This is a genomic window from Streptomyces sp. B1I3, from assembly GCF_030816615.1.
Lineage (GTDB): Bacteria > Actinomycetota > Actinomycetes > Streptomycetales > Streptomycetaceae > Streptomyces.
On sequence record NZ_JAUSYD010000001.1, the window covers coordinates 6,372,338 to 6,390,976 of the forward strand.

General features: G+C 72.4%; 18 protein-coding genes. 10 read left to right on the forward strand and 8 right to left on the reverse strand.

The window, feature by feature from the left end; genetic code table 11:
- Positions 1-95: 95 nt before the first annotated feature.
- The gene (locus QFZ58_RS28930) at positions 96-1,355 is read right to left on the reverse strand and encodes a DUF1343 domain-containing protein (protein WP_307127836.1); all 1,260 of its coding nucleotides are present in this window, start codon (positions 1,353-1,355) and stop codon (positions 96-98) included.
- 173 nt (positions 1,356-1,528) lie between these two features.
- Here QFZ58_RS28930 and QFZ58_RS28935 point away from each other — a divergent pair, with 173 nt between their 5' ends.
- From QFZ58_RS28935 to QFZ58_RS28950, 4 genes are all read left to right on the forward strand, one after another.
- Positions 1,529-2,293 carry an SDR family oxidoreductase gene (locus QFZ58_RS28935; RefSeq protein WP_307127837.1) on the forward strand — a complete coding sequence of 255 codons (765 nt, stop codon included), beginning with the start codon at positions 1,529-1,531 and terminating at the stop codon, positions 2,291-2,293.
- A complete protein-coding gene (locus QFZ58_RS28940; RefSeq protein ID WP_307127838.1) occupies positions 2,290-3,957 on the forward strand; it encodes an AMP-binding protein in 1,668 nt (555 codons plus the stop codon). The genes QFZ58_RS28935 and QFZ58_RS28940 overlap by 4 nt, the downstream gene beginning before the upstream one ends.
- A 36-nt stretch (positions 3,958-3,993) precedes the next feature.
- On the forward strand, positions 3,994-4,587 hold the full coding sequence (locus QFZ58_RS28945; RefSeq protein ID WP_307127839.1) for a TetR/AcrR family transcriptional regulator: 594 nt from the start codon (positions 3,994-3,996) through the stop codon (positions 4,585-4,587).
- Positions 4,588-5,207: 620 nt separating this feature from the next.
- Positions 5,208-6,524, forward strand: coding sequence for a M28 family metallopeptidase (locus QFZ58_RS28950; protein WP_307127840.1), 1,317 nt, complete (start codon positions 5,208-5,210; stop codon positions 6,522-6,524).
- Positions 6,525-6,569: 45 nt separating this feature from the next.
- On the opposite strand, the gene QFZ58_RS28955 is transcribed toward QFZ58_RS28950, so the two are convergent.
- Entirely contained in the window at positions 6,570-7,784 is a 1,215-nt protein-coding gene (locus QFZ58_RS28955) for an acyl-CoA dehydrogenase family protein (protein WP_307127841.1), read from the reverse strand.
- A gap of 8 nt (positions 7,785-7,792) precedes the next feature.
- Positions 7,793-8,815, reverse strand: coding sequence for a phosphotransferase family protein (locus QFZ58_RS28960; RefSeq protein ID WP_307127842.1), 1,023 nt, complete (start codon positions 8,813-8,815; stop codon positions 7,793-7,795).
- 211 nt (positions 8,816-9,026) lie between these two features.
- On the opposite strand from QFZ58_RS28960, the gene QFZ58_RS28965 reads away from it, so the two are divergent.
- Positions 9,027-9,962: an NADP-dependent oxidoreductase gene (locus QFZ58_RS28965; RefSeq protein WP_307127843.1), complete on the forward strand. Its 936-nt coding sequence runs from the start codon at positions 9,027-9,029 to the stop codon at positions 9,960-9,962.
- A gap of 13 nt (positions 9,963-9,975) precedes the next feature.
- On the opposite strand, the gene QFZ58_RS28970 is transcribed toward QFZ58_RS28965, so the two are convergent.
- The 4 genes from QFZ58_RS28970 to QFZ58_RS28985 are packed head-to-tail and all read right to left on the reverse strand — an operon-like array spanning position 9,976 to position 12,110.
- Positions 9,976-10,290, reverse strand: a complete 315-nt coding sequence (locus QFZ58_RS28970) for a DUF202 domain-containing protein (protein WP_307127844.1) — start codon at positions 10,288-10,290, stop codon at positions 9,976-9,978.
- Complete coding sequence (locus tag QFZ58_RS28975; protein WP_307127845.1) at positions 10,287-10,682, reverse strand: YidH family protein; 396 nt, start codon at positions 10,680-10,682, stop codon at positions 10,287-10,289. The genes QFZ58_RS28970 and QFZ58_RS28975 overlap by 4 nt, the downstream gene beginning before the upstream one ends.
- Complete coding sequence (locus QFZ58_RS28980) at positions 10,679-11,206, reverse strand: NUDIX hydrolase (RefSeq protein WP_307127846.1); 528 nt, start codon at positions 11,204-11,206, stop codon at positions 10,679-10,681. Before QFZ58_RS28980 ends, QFZ58_RS28975 begins: the two co-directional genes overlap by 4 nt.
- Positions 11,193-12,110, reverse strand: coding sequence for a DMT family transporter (locus QFZ58_RS28985; protein ID WP_307127847.1), 918 nt, complete (start codon positions 12,108-12,110; stop codon positions 11,193-11,195). The genes QFZ58_RS28980 and QFZ58_RS28985 overlap by 14 nt, the downstream gene beginning before the upstream one ends.
- A gap of 161 nt (positions 12,111-12,271) precedes the next feature.
- On the opposite strand from QFZ58_RS28985, the gene QFZ58_RS28990 reads away from it, so the two are divergent.
- Positions 12,272-13,927, forward strand: coding sequence for an FAD-binding dehydrogenase (locus QFZ58_RS28990; protein ID WP_307127848.1), 1,656 nt, complete (start codon positions 12,272-12,274; stop codon positions 13,925-13,927).
- A 20-nt stretch (positions 13,928-13,947) separates the two neighbouring features.
- Here QFZ58_RS28990 and QFZ58_RS28995 read toward each other — a convergent pair whose 3' ends face one another.
- Positions 13,948-14,373, reverse strand: coding sequence for an ASCH domain-containing protein (locus QFZ58_RS28995; protein WP_307127849.1), 426 nt, complete (start codon positions 14,371-14,373; stop codon positions 13,948-13,950).
- Between the two features lie 235 nt (positions 14,374-14,608).
- Between QFZ58_RS28995 and QFZ58_RS29000 the strand changes: the two genes are divergently transcribed.
- From QFZ58_RS29000 to QFZ58_RS29015, 4 genes are all read left to right on the forward strand, one after another.
- A complete protein-coding gene (locus QFZ58_RS29000) occupies positions 14,609-15,571 on the forward strand; it encodes a hypothetical protein (protein WP_307127850.1) in 963 nt (320 codons plus the stop codon).
- Between the two features lie 33 nt (positions 15,572-15,604).
- Positions 15,605-17,191, forward strand: coding sequence for an APC family permease (locus tag QFZ58_RS29005; protein ID WP_307127851.1), 1,587 nt, complete (start codon positions 15,605-15,607; stop codon positions 17,189-17,191).
- A gap of 177 nt (positions 17,192-17,368) precedes the next feature.
- Positions 17,369-18,034 carry a molybdopterin-dependent oxidoreductase gene (locus QFZ58_RS29010; protein WP_307129028.1) on the forward strand — a complete coding sequence of 222 codons (666 nt, stop codon included), beginning with the start codon at positions 17,369-17,371 and terminating at the stop codon, positions 18,032-18,034.
- The gene (locus tag QFZ58_RS29015) at positions 17,976-18,638 is read left to right on the forward strand and encodes a cytochrome b/b6 domain-containing protein (protein WP_307127852.1); all 663 of its coding nucleotides are present in this window, start codon (positions 17,976-17,978) and stop codon (positions 18,636-18,638) included. The genes QFZ58_RS29010 and QFZ58_RS29015 overlap by 59 nt, the downstream gene beginning before the upstream one ends.
- Position 18,639 lies beyond the last annotated feature (1 nt).

An 18,639-nucleotide genomic window follows, 5' to 3' on the forward strand; every position in this document is an offset into this window, starting at 1 on the left:
CCGGCCCGGACCACCCCGCCTTCGCGTGCGGCCACCGGGATCCGGCCACCCGCCGCCTCCGGCCGCCGACCGGTACGGGCGCTGCCCCCGACCCTTCACCGGTACAGGAGGTACTCCCGCCGCACCGCCCGGAACGCCGCCAGATCCGCCGCCCAGGCGCCCACCACCTCGTCCGTGCCGGCGCCCGCGTCGATCATCGTGCGCACGCGGGTGTTGCCGGTGAGCTTGTCGATCCAGTTGTCCGCGCGCCACGCGAACCCACTCCACGTCCGCTTCGCCGTCACCAGCAGCGCGATCCCGGTGCGGACCGGGTCGAAGGACTCCCGGTCGTGGACGTGCAGCTGCACGCCACCCACCGTCCTTCCCTGGAACTTGGAGAACGTGGGCGCGAAGTACGCCTCGCGGAAGGCCACTCCCGGCAGGTCCAGCGCGTTCGCCGCGGCCGCCCACCGGTGGTCGATCCCCTCCGCGCCCAGCAGCTCGAAGGGGCGGGTGGTGCCGCGGCCCTCGGAGAGGTTCGTACCCTCGAACAGGCAGGTCCCCGGGTAGACCAGTGCCGTCTCCGGAGTCGGCATGTTCGGGCTGGGCGGCACCCATGGCAGGCCCGTCGCGTCGAAGAAGTCGGACCGCCGCCAGCCCGCCATCTTCACGACCTCCAGTTCCACCGGCCGGTCCGCGAGGAACTCCGCGTTGAACAGCAGTGCCAGCTCGGCGACCGTCATCCCGTGCGCCTGTGCGATCTCCCGGCGCCCCACGAACGTGGCGAACGCCGGGTCGAGCACCGGACCGAGCGCAGCCCGCCCGGTCACCGGGTTCGGCCGGTCCAGGACGACGAACCGCTTGCCCGCGAGCGCCGCCGCCTCCATGCAGTCGTACAGCGTCCAGATGTACGTGTAGAAGCGGGCTCCGGCGTCCTGGATGTCGAAGACGACCGTGTCCACGCCGGACGCCGTGAAGACGTCGGCGAGCGCCTGCCCGCTCCTGAGGTAGGTGTCGTAGACCGGCAGACCCGTCGCGGGGTCGTCGTAGCGGCCCTGCGAGCCACCCGCCTGCGCGGTCCCCCGGAAGCCGTGCTCGGGACCGAAGACGGCGGTGAGGCCGACCCGGTCGTCGGGGTGCATCACGTCCACGATGTGCCGCACGTCCGCGGCGATCCCGGTGGGATTGGTGACCACACCGACCTTGTGCCCCGCCAGCAGGCGGTATCCGTCCGCGGCCAGCCGGGCGAACCCGGTCCGTACGCCCGGGCGCCCGCCACCGTGGCCGGGAGCGGCGGTGGCCGGGCCGGTCCCGGTGACCGCGAGGGCACCCACCGCGCCGCCGGCCGTCAGCACACCACGTCTGGACAGGGTCATTCCACTACCTCCATGATCGCGCCGACCGTCATGGCCACGCACGCTAGCGCGGGCGCGCGCCACACGGAACGCCCATGACCGGGCAGATTCCCAGTCCTGCCCCGGACCCCTTCCCGGATCACATACCGACTGGTTAGTCTGCCGGAGGAAGACGGCCGAGAAGGGTGGAACGGATGAGTACGGTGCAGGGCGCTGGTGTAGTGGTGACCGGAGCCGGAGGCGGCATCGGTGCCGCTCTGGCCCGCAGATTCGCCGCGGAGGGCGCCCGGGTCGTCGTCAACGACCTCGACGGCGACCGGATCAAGGCGCTCGCCGAGGAGATCGGCGGCACCGTCGTGGCCGGCGACGCCTCCGGTGTCGTGGCGGCCGCACGCGACGCACTCGGCGGCACGGTGGACGTCTACTGCGCGAACGCCGGCCTCGGATCGGGCGGCGACGCCTTCGCCGGCGAGGACGTCTGGGCCGCGGCCTGGGACGTCAACGTGATGGCGCACGTCCGCGCGGCCAGGGAGCTCCTGCCCGACTGGCTGGAGCGGGGCAGTGGACGCTTCGTCTCCACCGCGTCGGCGGCCGGCCTGCTGACGATGATCGGAGCAGCCCCGTACAGCGTCACCAAGCACGGCGCCGTCGCCTTTGCCGAATGGCTCTCCCTGACCTACCGGCACCGAGGCGTCAAGGTGCACGCGATCTGCCCGCAGGGCGTGCGTACGGACATGCTCACGGCGGCCGGCTCCGCCGGCGACCTCGTGCTCGCCCCCACCGCGATCGAGCCGGAGGCCGTCGCCGACGCCCTGTTCGACGCCATGGAGCAGGACCGCTTCCTCGTGCTGCCGCACCCCGAGGTGGCCGGGTACTACCGGGCGCGCGCCAAGGACCCCGACCAGTGGCTCGGCAACATGAACCACCTGCAGCAGAAATGGGAGGCGACCGGCGCATGACCGAGTCCATCTACGCGGCCAAGCCCTGGACCGCCCTGCTCAGCGAGGCGCAGCTCGCGCCCGCCCGGCCGGCCGAGACCGTGGTCCACGCCTTCCGCGAGGCCGTCGACCGGGCGCCGGAGCGCACCGCGCTCGCCTACTTCGACGGACGCCTCAGCTACCGCGAGGCCGACGCGCTGTCGGACTCCGTGGCCGGGCACCTCGCCGCCGAGGGACTGCGGCGCGGCGACCGGGTGGCGATCATGCTGCAGAACACCCCGCACTTCGTCCTCGCGCTGTTCGGCGCCTGGAAGGCGGGTGCGACCGTCGTCCCGCTCAACCCGATGTACAAGTCCGGCGAGGTCGGCCACGTACTGAACGACGCGGGTGTGAGCGCGCTGATCTGCTCCGACCGGGCCTGGGCGTCCTACCTGCGGGAAACCGCCGAGGCCGCCCCCGGCGTGCGGATCGCCCTCACGGCCTGCGAGCTCGACCTCCAGACGACCGACGACCCGCGGGTGCTCGGCTTCGAGCGGCTCCCCGCCCCGGGTCCCGACGACTGGGCAGCCGATCTGGTGGCCGTGGCCCGCCGGGGTCTCGGCGCCCCCGAGGGCCGGGAGCTCACCGCGTCGGACACCGCTCTGATCAGCTACACCTCCGGGACGAGCGGCACCCCCAAGGGGGCCATGAACTCCCAGGGCAACATCATGATCAACGCCGAGCGCCAGCGGGCCGGCCACCCCATCGAGGAGGGCTCCTCCTACTTCGCGCTCGCCCCGCTCTTCCACATCACCGGCATGGTGTGCCAGCTCGCCACCTGCGTCGCCAACGCCGGCACCCTCGTGCTGGCCTACCGCTTCGAGGCGAGCGTCGTCCTGGAGGCCTTCGCCGAGCACCGCCCGGCCTACACGGTGGGCCCTTCCACGGCCTTCATGGCCCTCGCGGCACACCCGGGGGCGACACCGGAGCACTTCGCCTCCTTCAAGGTGATCTCCTCGGGCGGCGCACCGCTGCCGCCCGCCCTGGTCGAGAAGTTCCGCGCCGGCTTCGGTCCGTACATCCGCAACGGATACGGCCTCACCGAGTGCACCGCACCCTGCGCCGCGGTGCCGCCCGAACGCGAGGCCCCCCTCGACCCGGTCTCCGGGACCCTGTCCGTCGGCGTGCCCGGCCCCGACACCGTGGTGCGGATCATCGACGAGAAGGGCCACGACGTGCCCTTCGGTGAGCAGGGCGAGATCGCGATACGCGGACCGCAGGTCGTCTCCGGCTACTGGAACCTCCCCGAGGCCACCGAAGCCACCTTCCCCGACGGGGAGCTGCGCACCGGAGACATCGGCTTCATGGACACGGCGGGCTGGCTCTACGTCGTGGACCGCAAGAAGGACATGATCAACGCCTCCGGCTTCAAGGTCTGGCCCAGGGAGGTCGAGGACGTCCTCTACACCCACCCCGCGGTCCGTGAGGCGGCCGTCGTGGGCGTCCCCGACGCCTACCGGGGCGAGACCGTACGGGCCTACGTCAGCCTGCGCCCCGGAGCGGTGGCGGAGCCCGCCGAGCTGAGCGCGTACTGCAAGGAACGCCTCGCCGCGTACAAGTACCCGCGCGAGGTGGAGGTCCTGACGGAGCTCCCCAAGACGGCAAGTGGGAAGATCCTCAGGCGGGAACTGCGTTCCCCCCGTTAGACGGTTCACGCATGGACGAGAGGGCAGGTGGCGGCAATGGCCAAGGCGACGGACGGGAACGGTACGCCCGTCCCCCAGAGGCTGCTGGCCGCCGCCACCCGGCTCTTCGCCGAGCGCGGTTACGACCGCACCTCGGTCCAGGAGATCGTCGAGGCGGCGGGCGTCACCAAGGGCGCCCTCTACCACTACTTCGGCTCCAAGGAGGACCTCCTCCAGGAGGTCTACGCCCGGGTGCTGCGCCTCCAGCAGGAGCGGCTCGACGCCTACGCGAACGCCGAGGCGCCGATCGAGCAGCGTCTGCGGGACGCGGCGGCGGACGTGGTGGTCACCACCATCGACAACCTCGACGACGCCTCGATCTTCTTCCGCTCGATGCACCACCTGAGCCCGGAGAAGAACAAGCAGGTCCGCATGGAACGCCGCCGCTACCACGAACGCTTCCGCGCCCTGATCGAGGAGGGCCAGCGAGCCGGGGTCTTCTCCGGTGCGACCCCGGCCGACCTGGTCGTCGACTACCACTTCGGCTCGGTCCACCACCTGTCGACCTGGTACCGCCCGGACGGCCCCCTCAGCCAGCAGGAGGTCGCCGACCACCTGGCGGACCTGCTGCTGAGGGCCCTGCGTCCCTGAGTCGCCGCATCCCTGCGCCGCTGTGCCCTTGCACCGCCGCGCCCCTGAACCGCCGCGCCCCTGAGCCACTGCGACCCTGAGCCACTGCGACCCGAGCCGGACCGACGGGCCTTCGGCAGGTCAGGAGGCGGGCGGGCAGAAGAGGCCGTCTGCCGTGTGTAGCCCATGCTGCGGAAGGCATGGCCGGTGACGTCGAATCCGTACGTCTTCACGGGGTGCCGTCGATCCTGAGTTCCCCCGTCCCCAGGACGCTGCGGGCGGGCGCCCCTCGGTGTGCGACCGCCTCCGGCGTGCTCCGGCACACGCCGTGGCCGGCCGCCCGGGTGCGGCCCAGCCCGCGAGCCCGCCGAGCCCTCCTCGGGCCTTCGGCGTCCTTCACGTCCTTCGGGCCGGGCCCTTCCGGCCGGAGGGGGCGGCACGAACCTCGGCGCCCGTCACGGCCTCCCCCCGGATGTCCGCTGAGCGAACGCGCCTGTCCGGATTCCACCCTTGACGGTACTCGGTCACCTACCCGAGCATCGGGGGCGCACTTCCCCCCACTGCTCCAGGCCCCGGGCCGTGCACGGCCCGGGGACCCCCCGCACGTTCCGTCAGTCCCCGAACGGAGTCCGGAGCCTTCGATGAGACCTGCCCGCAGCACATTCCTCCCCGCCGCCACACTCGCCGTCGCCGCCCTGCTGGCGACCGCCGCCCCCGCCGCCCCCGCCGTGCAGGCCGCGCCCGCGACGGCCGCCGCCGCCCCCGACATCCCCCTCGCCAACGTCAAGGCGCACCTCACCCAGCTCCAGTCCATCGCCACCGCCAACGGTGGGAACCGGGCCCACGGCCGGACCGGCTACAAGGCCTCCGTCGACTACGTGAAGGCCAAGCTGGACGCGGCCGGATACACCACGGCGCTCCAGCAGTTCACCTCCGGCGGAGCCACCGGGTACAACCTGATCGCGGACTGGCCGGGCGGAGACCCGAACCGGATCCTCATGGCCGGCTCCCACCTCGACTCGGTGACCTCCGGCGCCGGCATCAACGACAACGGATCGGGTTCGGCCGCCGTGCTGGAGACGGCCCTCGCGGTCGCGCGGGCACAGCTCGCACCGGACAAGCACCTGCGCTTCGCCTGGTGGGGCGCCGAGGAGCTGGGCCTCGTCGGATCGAAGTACTACGTCAACAGCCTGGCCTCCACCGAGCGTGCCAAGCTCGCCGGGTACCTCAACTTCGACATGATCGGCTCGCCGAACCCCGGCTACTTCGTCTACGACGACGACCCGGTCATCGAGCGGACCTTCAAGGACTACTACGCGGGCCTGTCGATACCCACCGAGATCGAGACCGAGGGTGACGGCCGTTCCGACCACGCCCCGTTCAAGAGCGCGGGAGTCCCCGTGGGCGGGCTCTTCTCCGGAGCCGACTACACGAAGACGACCGCCCAGGCCCAGAAGTGGGGCGGCACGGCGGGCCAGGCCTTCGACCGCTGCTACCACTCCTCGTGCGACACCGTCACGAACATCAACGACACGGCCCTGGACCGCAACAGCGACGCGATCGCCCACGCCGTCTGGACCCTGTCCGCCGGGACGGTCACCCCGCCGACCGGAACGGTGTTCAGCAACGCGACCGATGTCGCCGTGCCCGACAACGGAGCCGCGGTGACCTCCTCGGTCGCGGTCACCGGCCGCACCGGCAACGCCCCGTCGGCGCTCAAGGTGGGCGTCGACATCAAGCACACCTACCGGGGCGACCTCGTCGTCGACCTGCTCGCGCCCGACGGGACGGCCTACCGCCTGAAGAACTCCAGCAGCAGCGACTCCGCGGACAACGTGATCGCGACCTACACGGTCGACGCGTCGAGCGAGACCGCCAACGGCACCTGGAAGCTCCAGGTCAGGGACGTCGCGGCGCAGGACACCGGCTACGTCGACAGCTGGCAGCTCACCTTCTGACCCGCCGGGGAGGCGGCCACCCGGGCGCCTCCCCGTACAGAGTGGTCAGAGGTACTTCTTGATCTCCCGCCGCGCCAGCGACCGCTGGTGCACCTCGTCCGGCCCGTCCGCCAGGCGCAACGTCCGGGCCGACGCCCAGAGTTCGGCCAGCGGGAAGTCCTGACCGACCCCGCCGGCGCCGTACAGCTGCACCGCCTGGTCGAGGATGCCGCACACCGCGCGCGGTGTGGCGATCTTGATCGCCTGGATCTCGGTGTGGGCACCGCGGTTGCCCACGGTGTCCATCAGCCAGGCCGTCTTCAGCACCAGCAGCCGCAGCTGCTCCACCGTCACCCGGGCGTCCGCGATCCAGTTCTGTACGACGCCCTGCTGCGCGAGCGGCTTGCCGAAGGCCGTACGGGCCACGGCCCGCCGGCACATCAGCTCGATCGCCCGCTCGGCCATCCCGATCAGCCGCATGCAGTGGTGGATCCGGCCCGGCCCCAGCCGCGCCTGGGCGATGGCGAAGCCGCCGCCCTCCTCACCGATCAGGTTCGCCGCAGGCACGCGTACGCCGGTGAAGACGACCTCGGCGTGGCCGCCGTGGGAGTGGTCCTCGTAGCCGTACACCTGCATCGCGCGGCGTACGTCGACGCCCGGGGTGTCACGCGGGACGAGGATCATGGACTGCTGGCGGCGGATGTCCTCGCCGTCCGGGTCCGTCTTGCCCATCACGATGAAGACGGCGCAGTCGGGGTTCATCGCCCCGGAGATGTACCACTTACGCCCGTTGATGACGTAGTCGTCGCCGTCCCGGGTGATGTGGGTCTCGATGTTCGTCGCGTCCGAGGAGGCCACGTCCGGCTCCGTCATCGCGAAGGCCGAGCGGATCTCCCCGGCCAGCAGCGGCTCCAGCCACTGCTTCTTCTGTGCGTCCGAGGCGAACTGGAAGAGCACCTCCATGTTCCCGGTGTCCGGCGCCGCGCAGTTCAGCGCGGTCGGCGCCAGGTGCGGGCTGCGGCCGGTGATCTCGGCGAGCGGGGCGTACTGGAGGTTCGTCAGCCCCGCGCCGTACTCCGCGTCGGGCAGGAAGAGGTTCCACAGGCCCTGGCGGCGGGCCTCCGCCTTGAGGTCCTCCACGATCCTCGGGGTGTCCCACGGGGACGCCAGCCGCGCGCGCTGTTCCTCGGCGACCTGCTCGGCGGGGTACACGTGCTCGTCCATGAAGGTGAGCAGCCTGGTGCGCAGCTCTTCGGTACGGGCGTCGAATGCGAAGTCCATGGGGTGGGTCAGCCTTCCTGGAGGGTGGTGAGGCCGTGCGAGATGAAGACGGGGACCAGGTCGCCGATGCGGTCGAAGCCGGCGCCGACCGTCTGGCCCAGGGTGTAGCGGTAGTGGATGCCCTCGAGGATCGCGGCGAGCTTGAACCACGCGAAGGCCGTGTACCAGGAGATGGCCGAGGTGTCCCGGCCGGAGCGGGCGGCATAGCGCTCGATCAGCTCGGCGGGGCTCGGGTGGCCCGCGGCCCCGCTGGTGGTGGAGACCGGGGACTCCGGCAGGTCCAGGTCGGAGCTGTACATCACCAGCAGGCCGAGGTCGGTCAGCGGGTCGCCGAGCGTGGACATCTCCCAGTCCAGCACCGCCTTGATCCGGTCGTCGGAACCGATCAGCACGTTGTCCAGGCGGTAGTCACCGTGGACGACGGCGGGGGCGGGGGAGACGGGGAGCTCCCTGCCGAGCGCGGCGTGCAACTCGTCGATCCCGGCCAGCTCACGGTTGCGCGAGGCGTCGAGCTGCTTGCCCCAGCGCCGCAGCTGCCGGTCCAGGAAGCCCTCGGGCCGCCCGAAGTCGCCGAGGCCGACCGCCGAGGGGTCCACGGCGTGCAGGTCCACCAGGGTGTCCACGAGCCCCAGCACGGCCGCCCGGGTGCGCTCGGCGCCCAGGGGCGCGAGCTGCTCGGCGGTCCGGTACGGGGTCCCCTCGACGTACTCCATGACGTAGAAGGACGAGCCGATGACCGAGTCGTCCTCGCAGAGCAGGACCGGCCCGGGCACGGGCACGGCCGTGGGGTGCAGCGCGCTGATCACCCGGTGCTCGCGCTTCATGTCGTGCGCGGTGGCCAGCACATGGCCGAGCGGCGGCCGGCGGACGACCCACTGCCCGGTACCGTCGGTGACGACGTAGGTGAGGTTGGAGCGGCCGCCCTCGATGAGCCGGGCCTCGAGCGGTCCGTTCACCAGGCCCGGCCGCTCGCGGTCGAGATGGCCGCGCAGCAGGTCGAGGTCGAGACCTGGCGGGTGGACTGGGCTCATGGTGCGTACCTCCGGGGCGGTGGGGACGATCGGGACCATGATGCCGACCAGTCGGTATGTCGTCCAGTCTCCGCCCTGAATCGGCCGGACGAACAGGGCCGGTGCCCCGGTGGCCGGCCCTCCCCCCGGACGGGTTCCGCGGGCGGTTTTCCGGGCGGGGACGGCCCTGCCCTGAGTTGCGGGGGCCCTGGCCCACGCCGATCGTCGGAGGATGAAGGCGATCAGCTACAGCAGGTACGGCGCGGCCGACGTCCTGGAGTACGGCGAGCGTCCCGACCCGAAGGTCGGGCCGGACTCGGTCCTCGTCAAGGTACGGGCCGCGGCCGTGAACCCGGTCGACTGGAAGGCCCGCGAGGGCTACCTCCAGGCGGGACTGGAAGCCGTCTTCCCGGTCATCCCCGGCTGGGACGTCTCCGGCATCGTCGTGCAGCCCGGGGCGGCCGTGGACGAGTTCGAGGTGGGCGACGAGGTCATCGGCTACGTCCGCGAGGACTTCCTCTCGCGCGGGACCTTCGCGGAGTACGTCGCCGCCCCCGTGCGCACCCTCGCCCGCAAACCCCTCAGCCTGAGCTTCGAGGAGGCAGCGGGCCTGCCCCTGTGCGGCCTCACCGCGCACCAGGTGCTGCACCGCGTCCTGAAGGTCCAGGAGGGCGAGACCGTCCTCGTCCACGCCGCCGCCGGCGGTGTCGGCTCGCTCGCGGTCCAGCTCGCCCGGCACGCGGGCTGCCGGGTCATCGGCACGGCGGGGCCCCACAACCACGACTACGTACGGCGGCTGGGCGGTGAACCCGTGGAGTACGGCGACGGGCTGGCCGGCCGGCTGCGGGACCTGGCGCCCGACGGCATCGACGCCGCGTTCGACACGGTCGGCGGGGAAGCGCTCCGGGTGTCCGCCGAGACCCTCGCGAGCGACGGGCGGCTGGCCTCCGTCGCCGACGCGGAGGTCTTCTCCTACGGCGGCCGCTACGCCTTCGTACGGCCCGACGCGCAGGACCTCGCGCACCTCGCGGAACTGGCCGAACAGGGCATCGTCTCCGTCCACGTGGACCGGGTGTTCCCGCTGGAACAGGCCGTCGACGCCTACCGGCTCAACGAGGAGGGGCGTACCCGCGGGAAGATCGTCGTCACCGTCGGCCGGGAGAGCTGACTCCGGCCGGAGGTCAGAACAGCGTCGCGGCGGCGAACACCGCGAGGGCGGCCGTGCACGCGGCGGCCGTCAGCGCGAGCCGCGGCGACAGCGGCGCCGGCACGGCGGCCGCCGTGCCCGCCATGCGGCGGTGCGCCACCGCGAGGAAGAGCAGCCAGGCCAGCAGGGTCAGCGCCACCGCGATCACCCCGGGCCCGCTCGCCCCGCCGTGCAGTGCCTGACGGCCGGCGAGCAGCGCCACCACCGTGCAGGACAGCGTCGTACGCCGCCACGCCAGCCGGGTCCGCTCCGGCTGCAGACCCGGGTCGCGGCCCGCTGCCGTGGTCACCGGCCCTCCCACCCGAAGAGGACGACCACCACCATCGCCACGGCGACCACGGCGACGGCCAGACCGAGCAGCGCCGGGAAGCGCGACACGGGCAGATCCTCGCCCCGCCGCATCGCCCGCTCGCACCGCACCCAGTGGCTGACCGACCGCAGCGCGCAGAGCACCCCGGCGGCCAGCAGCGCGAGGGCCAGCCCGGTCCGTACCCCGTGGACGAGACCGGGCAGGAACTGGTCCACGGCGAAACCGCCGCCGATCAGCGCGAGCGCGGTCCGGATCCAGGCGAGGAAGGTGCGCTCGTTGGCGAGCGAGAAGCGGTAGTCCGGAGTGTCGCCCTCCTCGCGGATCTGCCGCGGTGCGAGCCCTGTCCGCAGACCGCGCAGGAACTCGCTCACGAGCCGTCCGCCTGCGCGGCGGAACGGAACCGCCGCAGCCGGTGGTACGTCTCCAGCCCGTCCGGCACCCACAGCCGGTCGCCGAGCTGCCGCTCCAGCTCCGCGTCGGTGAGGAAGGTGTGCCAGGCCACCTCCTCCGCCTGCGGGCGCACCGGCAGCTCGCACCGCACCTGGTACACCGCGGACCACCAGCTGTGCCCGGCGTTCTCGTACAGGAACGTGAACAGCGGCTCGGGGCGGGGGAGGCCCTGGACGCCCAGCTCCTCCTCGGCCTCCCGCAGCGCGGCGTCGTCGTAGGACTCGCCCGCGCCCACCACCCCGCCGACGAACATGTCGTAGTGCGAGGGGAAGACCAGCTTGGTCGCCGTCCTGCGGTGCACGAAGAGTCGGCCCGCGGCGTCCCTGGCCTCGACGAACACGCAGCGGTGGCGCAGGCCCCGCGCGGTCGCCTCGCCGCGCGGCGCCTGCCCCACCACCTCGTCGTTCTCGTCCACGATGTCCAGGATCTCGTCAGCCGGAGTCATGGCGTCCATCCAACCCCACGCCGTGGACCTCCGTTGAACCGTGCTGCTCCTTGCCCGCCGGCATCGCCGGGTGCAGCCCGAGCAGCACGATCCCGGCCACGATCGCCGCGAGGCCCGCCGCCTGCCATGCCAGGGCGCCGACGTCGGTGCGGACCTGGTCGCCGAGGAACCCGATCCCGCAGACGATCCCGGCCAGCGGCTGGGCGGCGGTCAGCGCGGGCAGGGACATCCGAAGTGGCCCCGCCTCGAAGGCGCTCTGGACGATGATCAGGCTGGTCACACCCATGACGACCAGCGCGTACGGCTGCCAGCTCGTGAACAGGGCTCCCCAGCCGCCGTCGGCCAGCCGCAGACCACAGACCCGGGTCAGGGCGTCCTGGAGCCCGTACAGCAGTCCCCCGGCCAGCCCCAGCAGCGTGGGGGCCCACGGGGTGCGCGGGTGCCTGGCGAAGGCCGTGAGCACGAGCGCGAGCCCCGCCACCACGCCGATCACCAGCCAGTGCCGCAACGGCTCGGTCACCGCCTCGCCGCCGCGTGGCCGGCCGCCCAGCAGGAAGGCGATGACGCCGCCGGCCAGCAGCCAGAGGCCGCCCCAGCCCTGCCGGCCGAGTCGCTGCCCGGTGAAGTAGCGCGACAGGGCCAGAGCGAAGAGCAGGTTGGTGGCCAGCAGCGGTTCGACGACCGACACCTCGCCCTGCCCGAGCGCGAGCGCCCCGAGGACCATGCCGCAGATCATCAGACCGATGCCGGCCAGCCAGCTCGGCACCCTCATCAGGTCCAGCAGGAGTCGGGGCGACAGGAAGTCGCTCGGCGGCGCGCGGCGGGCCGCGTCCTGCTGCAGGACGAAGCCGAAGCCCGTACAGCACGCGGCGCCCACGGAGAGCAGGAGTACCAGCAAGGACACGGTCCGACGATAGCCCCGCAGCCGTACCGGACGCGTGAGGCCGCCGTCGACCGGACGGTTGACGTGGGAGCGGCCGGTACCCAAGATCTGACGCACGAGTAACTTCGCACCGGGCGGCGACCCGCGCCGGGTCGCCCCGCATGCCCCGAAGGACGGAACCCATGGCGTACGACGCTGATGTCATCGTGATCGGGGCGGGGCTCGCGGGTCTGGTGGCCACCGCCGAGCTCGTCGACGCGGGCCGGACGGTGATCCTGCTCGACCAGGAACCCGAGCAGTCCCTCGGCGGTCAGGCGCACTGGTCCTTCGGCGGCCTCTTCCTCGTCGACTCACCCGAACAGCGCCGGATGCGGATCAAGGACAGCCACGACCTGGCCCTCCAGGACTGGTACGGCACGGCCGGCTTCGACCGCAAGGAGGACCACTGGCCGCGGCAGTGGGCCCAGGCGTACGTCGACTTCGCGGCCGGTGAGAAGCGGTCCTGGCTCCACGCCCAGGGGCTGCGGCTCTTCCCCGTCGTCGGCTGGGCCGAGCGGGGCGGCTACGACGCGAACGGCCACGGCAACTCCGTCCCCCGCTTCCACATCACCTGGGGCACCGGCCCCGGTGTCGTCGCCCCCTTCGAACGCAGGGTGCGCGAAGGTGTGGCGAAAGGGCTCGTCCGGCTGCGGTTCCGCCACCGGGTGACGGGCCTCGGCCGCTCGGCCGGGACGGTCGACACGGTCACCGGCGAGATCCTCCGGGAGAGCGGTGCCGAGCGGGGCACCGCGAGCACCCGCGAGGTCACCGGTGCCTTCGAGCTCCGGGCCCAGGCTGTGGTCGTCACCTCCGGAGGCATCGGCGGCAACCACGACCTCGTGCGTGCCCAGTGGCCCGAGAGGCTGGGCACCCCGCCCGGGAAGATGCTGTCCGGGGTTCCCGCGCACGTCGACGGGCTGATGCTCGGCATCACGGAGGAGGCGGGCGCGCACCACATCAACCGCGACCGGATGTGGCACTACACCGAGGGCATCGAGAACTGGAACCCGATCTGGGCCAGGCACGGCATCCGCATCCTCCCCGGCCCCTCCTCCCTCTGGCTGGACGCCCGCGGCAAGCGGCTCCCCGTCCCGTTGTTCCCCGGCTTCGACACGCTGGGCACCCTCGAACACATCATGAGGTCCGGCCACGGCTACACCTGGTTCGTCCTGGACCGGAAGATCATCGGCAAGGAGTTCGCGCTCTCCGGGTCCGAGCAGAACCCCGACCTGACCGGCAAGTCGGTCCGCGGGGTGATCGGCAGGGCGCGCGCCGACGTCCCGGCGCCGGTCAGGGCGTTCATGGACAAGGGCGTGGACTTCGTCGTCGAGAAGGACCTGGGCGCGCTGGTGCGCGGCATGAACGCGCTGACGGGCGACACGCTGATCGACGAGGACGACCTGCGCCGTGAGATCACGGCGCGCGACCGGGAGATCGCCAACCCCTTCACCAAGGACCTGCAGGTCACCGCGATCCGCGGAGCCCGCACCTACCTGGGCGACAAGCTGATCCGCACGGCCCGCCCGCACCGCATCCTCGACCCCGCGGCGGGCCCGCTGATCGCCGTACGGCTCAACATCCTGACCCGCAAGTCCCTCGGAGGCCTGGAGACGGACCTGTCCTCCCGCGTACTGACGGCGGACGGTTCCCCGTTGCCCGGCGTGTACGCGGCAGGCGAGGCGGCGGGCTTCGGGGGCGGCGGGGTCCACGGCTACCGCTCCCTGGAGGGCACGTTCCTCGGCGGCTGCATCTTCTCGGGCAGGGTCGCGGGCAGGGCGGCGGCGGAGGCGACCGGCTGAGCCGCCCGGGGCCGGTCCGGTCACTCCAGCCGCTCCACCACCCGGAACCTCTCCGCCACCACCATCGTCCCGTCGTCCACGGTGAACGCCGGATCGTCCAGCGCCTCCCGCATCTCCTCGCTGTGCCAGAACGCCTCGTGCGCCGCGCGCCACGCGGCCACCGAGGTGTACCCCTCGCCCTCGTCGAGGACGTGCTGCAGGTCGACCGATCCCAGGGGGAGCACGCGGACCTCCGTCACCTCGACGACGGCGACCTCACGCCCGCCGGAGTCGATGAGCGCGGACCGTTCGCCCACCGGTGGAAGCTCCTCCTTCTCCGCCTCGTACTCCACGAGCAGCCCGGAGGTGGAGACCTTCTCGCCGGCGAGTACGGCCGCGACCAGCCGGTCGCGCAGCGGCCCGGGAAGGGCGAGAGGGAGGGGTTTGAGCGCTTCACGGTTCTCCATCCCAGCAGTGTGGCACGCGTCACTTCACCCCCTCGCGACACCTCCGCACCGCGGTCCGAGCTGCGCGGATGGTGTGGACCAATGACCGCGCAAGGTCAACTGGGCTAGCGACGCGGGGAGTTGCGGACGGCGTGCGCTTGACTCGGAGCACCCCCTGCCGGTTTGCTGTGCGCGATCGTCTGCTCGCACACAGCATCGAACCGCTCGCCCGTCGCGTCGAGAAGGAAACCTGCGGATGTCCCCGCCTCCGCCGCCCCTGGGCCGCTCCCGCCGCAGGGCCGGACGCTCGGACCACGCGTTCGACCCGGCCCTTGGCGACCAGGAACTCATCGACGCACGCGACCGGTTCACGCAGGGGCGGTGGGCAGGAGCCCGGTCCCTGCTCGTGACGACCGGCACGGACTGGGACCGGCGCGGCCACCGTGTCCTCACCCTCGCCGCTGTCCCGTCCGCCACCGGATGGGCCCGTGACTGGCTGCTCGCCGAGCCGGACAGCCCCGACGCCGCCACCCTCCTCGCCTGCGCCGCCGTCACCCGCAGCCTGCGCCCGAAGGCCGATGACGCCGAACGCGACGCCGCCCGCGACGCCTGCCTGGCCGCCGCCGCACTCGCCCCCGCCGACCCGACCCCCTGGCTGGGCCTGATGCTGCTGCACCGCACGTACGGCACCTGGGAGGAGACCGGCCGGCACTTCGAGAAGATCCGCGCACGCCACCCCGAACACCACCAGGCGCACCACCTCATGACGGCCCGGCTCGCCGAGTCCCGGCCCACTGGCGACCCGCTCCACGAGGTGTACGACTTCGCCGCATGGGCCGCCGAACAGGCCCCGGCCGACTCGCCGCTCGCCATGCTCCCCGTCGTCGCACACGCCGAGCGCTACCGCGTCCTGGTCGCGGCGGGCCATGCGTCCGAGGACCCTGCGGCGTCCGGCCACTGGGCCGGACGCCGGGCCCGCCAGGTGATGAAGGCAGCTTTCGACTGGTGGCTGGAATGGGAGCGCGAGGACCACCCCCGCCACCACGCCGACCTCAACTTTCTCGCCCACGCCAAGACCTGCGAGGGCCGCCCCGCCGAGGCCGCCGCCCTCTTCCACCGCATCGGCCCGCACGCGACCGCCGCCCCCTGGTCGTACTCCGGCCGTGATCCGTACCCCGCATTCCTCGCCGCGCGCGGCTACGCGCTCGGTACCCCGTGATGCAGCCGCTCTCAACGAAGGGACACCGCCGCCATGCCGACGGGCAGAACAGACGCGAGTGAGGCCGGAGCGAGCGTGACCGGCACGAGGAACTCGACGGGCGACACCGGTGGGATCAACACCTACAAGGGACAGGAGCGGGCCCTGCGGGCCGACCGCCTCGGCACCCCCGGTCTCCTGCTCTCCGTCCTCGCCGCGAGCGCCCCGCTGATGGTCGTCGCCGGGGTGATGCCCACCGTCTTCGGAGTGATGGGCATCGTCGGGCAGCCACTGCTCTACGTCATTCTCGGCATCGTCCTGATGCTGTTCGGCGTCGGTTACGCGGAGATGAGCCGTCACGTCCACAACGCCGGCGCCTTCTACGCCTACATCGCCCGCGGGCTCGGCGCGACGGCGGGCGCGGGCGCCTCGTTCGTCGCCCTGGTCGCGTACAGCGCCATGCAGGTGGGCATCTACGGCATCCTGGGCTTCGAGGTCTCAGGCCTGTTCGCCACCTACCTCGACGTCGAGCTCAGGTGGTGGATCCCCGCTCTCGTCTGCGTGGCCGTCGTCGGCGTACTCGGCTGGCTGAAGATCGACCTCAACGCCAAGGTCCTCGGCGTCCTGCTCGTCGTCGAGTGTGCCCTCGTCGTCGTCTTCGACATCGCCGCCGTCGGCAAGCCCGGCCCCGAGGGCCTGTCCCTGCACGCGTTCGACCCGGAGACCCTCACCGGGGCGGGCCTGGGCACCGCACTGTGCTTCTGCATCGCCGCCTTCGTCGGATTCGAGCAGGCTCCCGTGTACGCCGAGGAGACCAGCCGCCCGCAGGTCGTCGTCTCCCGCGTGATGTTCCTCGCCGTCGGCTACGCCGCACTGTTCCTCGCCGTCAGCTCCTGGGCGCTGACCGTCGCCGCGGGACCCGGCTCCATCGCCGCCACCTCCCTCGAGGAGGGACCGGGCATGCTCTTCGGCCTGACCGAGGACCGGCTCGGCGCCACCTTCACCGACGTCCTGCACGTCCTCTTCGTCACCGGGATGTTCGCCGCGCTGCTCAGCTTCCACAACGTGGTCGCCCGCTACGCCTTCGCCATGGGCCGCGAAGGGCTGCTGCCCGCCCGATTCGGCAGGACCAGCAGGACCAGCGGAGCGCCCGCCACCGGATCGATGCTCCAGTCCGGGCTCTCCGCGGTGATCGTCGCCGCCTTCGCCGTCACCGACGACAACCCGGCCGGCGACCCCACCGCGCCCGTCCTGCACCTGTTCACCTGGATGGGCAACGTCGGTGCGCTCGGAGTCATCCTGCTGATGGCGACGGCCTCCTTCGCGGTCATCGCCTTCTTCGTACGCCGCGGCGCCGGCCGGGCCCAGGCCCCCCGGCTCGTCGCCTCCGGACTCGCGGGCCTGGCCCTGCTGGCCATCGCCGTCCTCACCGTCCGGGACTTCGACGTCCTGGTCGGTTCCGGCCCCGGCTCGGTCCTGAACCTGCTGCTGCCCGGTGTCATCGTCCTGGCCCTCGCGGGGGGCCTGGTCCACGGTGCCGTACTGCGCCGCACCAGGCCCGCCGTGCACGCCGGGATCGGCCTCGGCAACGAGGCGTTCCAGCTGGAGAAGGCCGCTGAGAGCCGCCCCGCGCCGCGCTGACGCACGGTTCGGCCACTGACGGCCTGGCGGACGGCAGCGGGCGGATCGTCCTTACCGAAGAGTGACGGCCACCCGTGGCCCCTGGTGACGGGCGGCCGCGGGTGTTCGAATGGGCGGGTGAACAGTCCCCCTCCCGACACGGGCGGCACACCCGTCGGCCGCCGTCTGGTCCTGACCATGCTCGGCCTCGGCGCCACCGGGGTGGTGGCCGCCCCCGTCCTGCAGCGCGCGCTGGAGAACGGCCTCGGCGCCGTCGCCGACAAGGACCCCACCGGACTCACCGGCCTGCTGCCCAACGGCGGCGGCTTCCGCTACTACTCGGTCACCACCTCCGTGCCCGAGAAGACCGCCGCCGACTACCGGCTCACCGTGGACGGCATGGTCGACCGCCCGGCGACGTACACGCTCGGCTCCCTGAAGTCGCTGCCGCAGACCCGCACGGTGCGCGACGTCCAGTGCGTCACCGGCTGGCGCGTGCCCGAGACCCCGTTCGAAGGCGTCAGGCTCTCGGCGCTGCTGGACGCGGCGGGGGTGCGGCCCGGCGCGAAGGCGGTCCGCTTCACCTGCTTCGACGGCGCCTACAGCGAGAGCCTCACGCTCGAACAGGCCCGCCGTCCGGACGTCCTGGTCGCCCTGCGCATGCAGGACAAGCCGCTGGCCCACTCGCACGGCGGCCCGGCCCGGCTGTACGTGGCCCCCATGTACTTCTACAAGTCGGCGAAATGGCTCTCGGGGATCACCGTCACCGACTCCGTGCGCCCCGGATACTGGGAGGAGCTCGGCTATGACGTCGACGCCTGGGTCGGCCGGTCCAACGGCCGCGACGACGCCCCGACCGTCTGAACCGTCCCCGAGGATCCGCTTCACCACCGCGGAACGCTGGGTGCACCGCACCACGGCCTGGCTCGTGCTCCTCTGCGTGGCCACGGCCGCCTGTCTGTACGTTCCCCAGCTCGCGGAGCTCGTCGGCCGCCGCCGCCTCGTCGTCACCCTGCACGAATGGTCCGGGCTGCTCGTCCCCGTACCCCTGCTGGCCGGGCTCGTCTCCCGGGCGCTGCGCACCGACCTGTCGCGGCTCAACCGGTTCGGGCCGCACGACCGGCAGTGGCTGCGGGCCGCCCTGCGCCGCGAGCGCACGCCCGGCGCACGGCCGGCCGGGAAGTTCAACGCGGGCCAGAAGCTCTACGCCGGCTGGATCGCGGGCGCCGTGCTCGTGATGCTGGGCACCGGGCTGCTGATGTGGTTCACCGGCCTCGCCCCGCTGGTGTGGCGTACGGGCGCGACCTTCGTCCACGACTGGCTGGCACTCGCGGTCGGCGTCGTCCTCGCCGGGCACATGGCGAAGGCGCTCGCCGACCCGGAGGCACGCCGTGGCATGCGTACCGGGTCGGTCGAGCGCCTGTGGGCCCGTACCGAGCATCCGCTGTGGCGGGACCCGGAGGAGTAGC

Coding starts and splice junctions, on each gene's coding strand:
- QFZ58_RS28930 (WP_307127836.1), bottom strand. CDS start 1,355: ATGACCCTGTCCAGACGTGGTGTGCTGACGGCCGGCGGCGCGGTGGGT.
- QFZ58_RS28935 (WP_307127837.1), top strand. CDS start 1,529: ATGAGTACGGTGCAGGGCGCTGGTGTAGTGGTGACCGGAGCCGGAGGC.
- QFZ58_RS28940 (WP_307127838.1), top strand. CDS start 2,290: ATGACCGAGTCCATCTACGCGGCCAAGCCCTGGACCGCCCTGCTCAGC.
- QFZ58_RS28945 (WP_307127839.1), top strand. CDS start 3,994: ATGGCCAAGGCGACGGACGGGAACGGTACGCCCGTCCCCCAGAGGCTG.
- QFZ58_RS28950 (WP_307127840.1), top strand. CDS start 5,208: ATGAGACCTGCCCGCAGCACATTCCTCCCCGCCGCCACACTCGCCGTC.
- QFZ58_RS28955 (WP_307127841.1), bottom strand. CDS start 7,784: ATGGACTTCGCATTCGACGCCCGTACCGAAGAGCTGCGCACCAGGCTG.
- QFZ58_RS28960 (WP_307127842.1), bottom strand. CDS start 8,815: ATGAGCCCAGTCCACCCGCCAGGTCTCGACCTCGACCTGCTGCGCGGC.
- QFZ58_RS28965 (WP_307127843.1), top strand. CDS start 9,027: ATGAAGGCGATCAGCTACAGCAGGTACGGCGCGGCCGACGTCCTGGAG.
- QFZ58_RS28980 (WP_307127846.1), bottom strand. CDS start 11,206: ATGACTCCGGCTGACGAGATCCTGGACATCGTGGACGAGAACGACGAG.
- QFZ58_RS28990 (WP_307127848.1), top strand. CDS start 12,272: ATGGCGTACGACGCTGATGTCATCGTGATCGGGGCGGGGCTCGCGGGT.
- QFZ58_RS28995 (WP_307127849.1), bottom strand. CDS start 14,373: ATGGAGAACCGTGAAGCGCTCAAACCCCTCCCTCTCGCCCTTCCCGGG.
- QFZ58_RS29000 (WP_307127850.1), top strand. CDS start 14,609: ATGTCCCCGCCTCCGCCGCCCCTGGGCCGCTCCCGCCGCAGGGCCGGA.
- QFZ58_RS29005 (WP_307127851.1), top strand. CDS start 15,605: ATGCCGACGGGCAGAACAGACGCGAGTGAGGCCGGAGCGAGCGTGACC.
- QFZ58_RS29010 (WP_307129028.1), top strand. CDS start 17,369: ATGCTCGGCCTCGGCGCCACCGGGGTGGTGGCCGCCCCCGTCCTGCAG.
- QFZ58_RS29015 (WP_307127852.1), top strand. CDS start 17,976: ATGACGTCGACGCCTGGGTCGGCCGGTCCAACGGCCGCGACGACGCCC.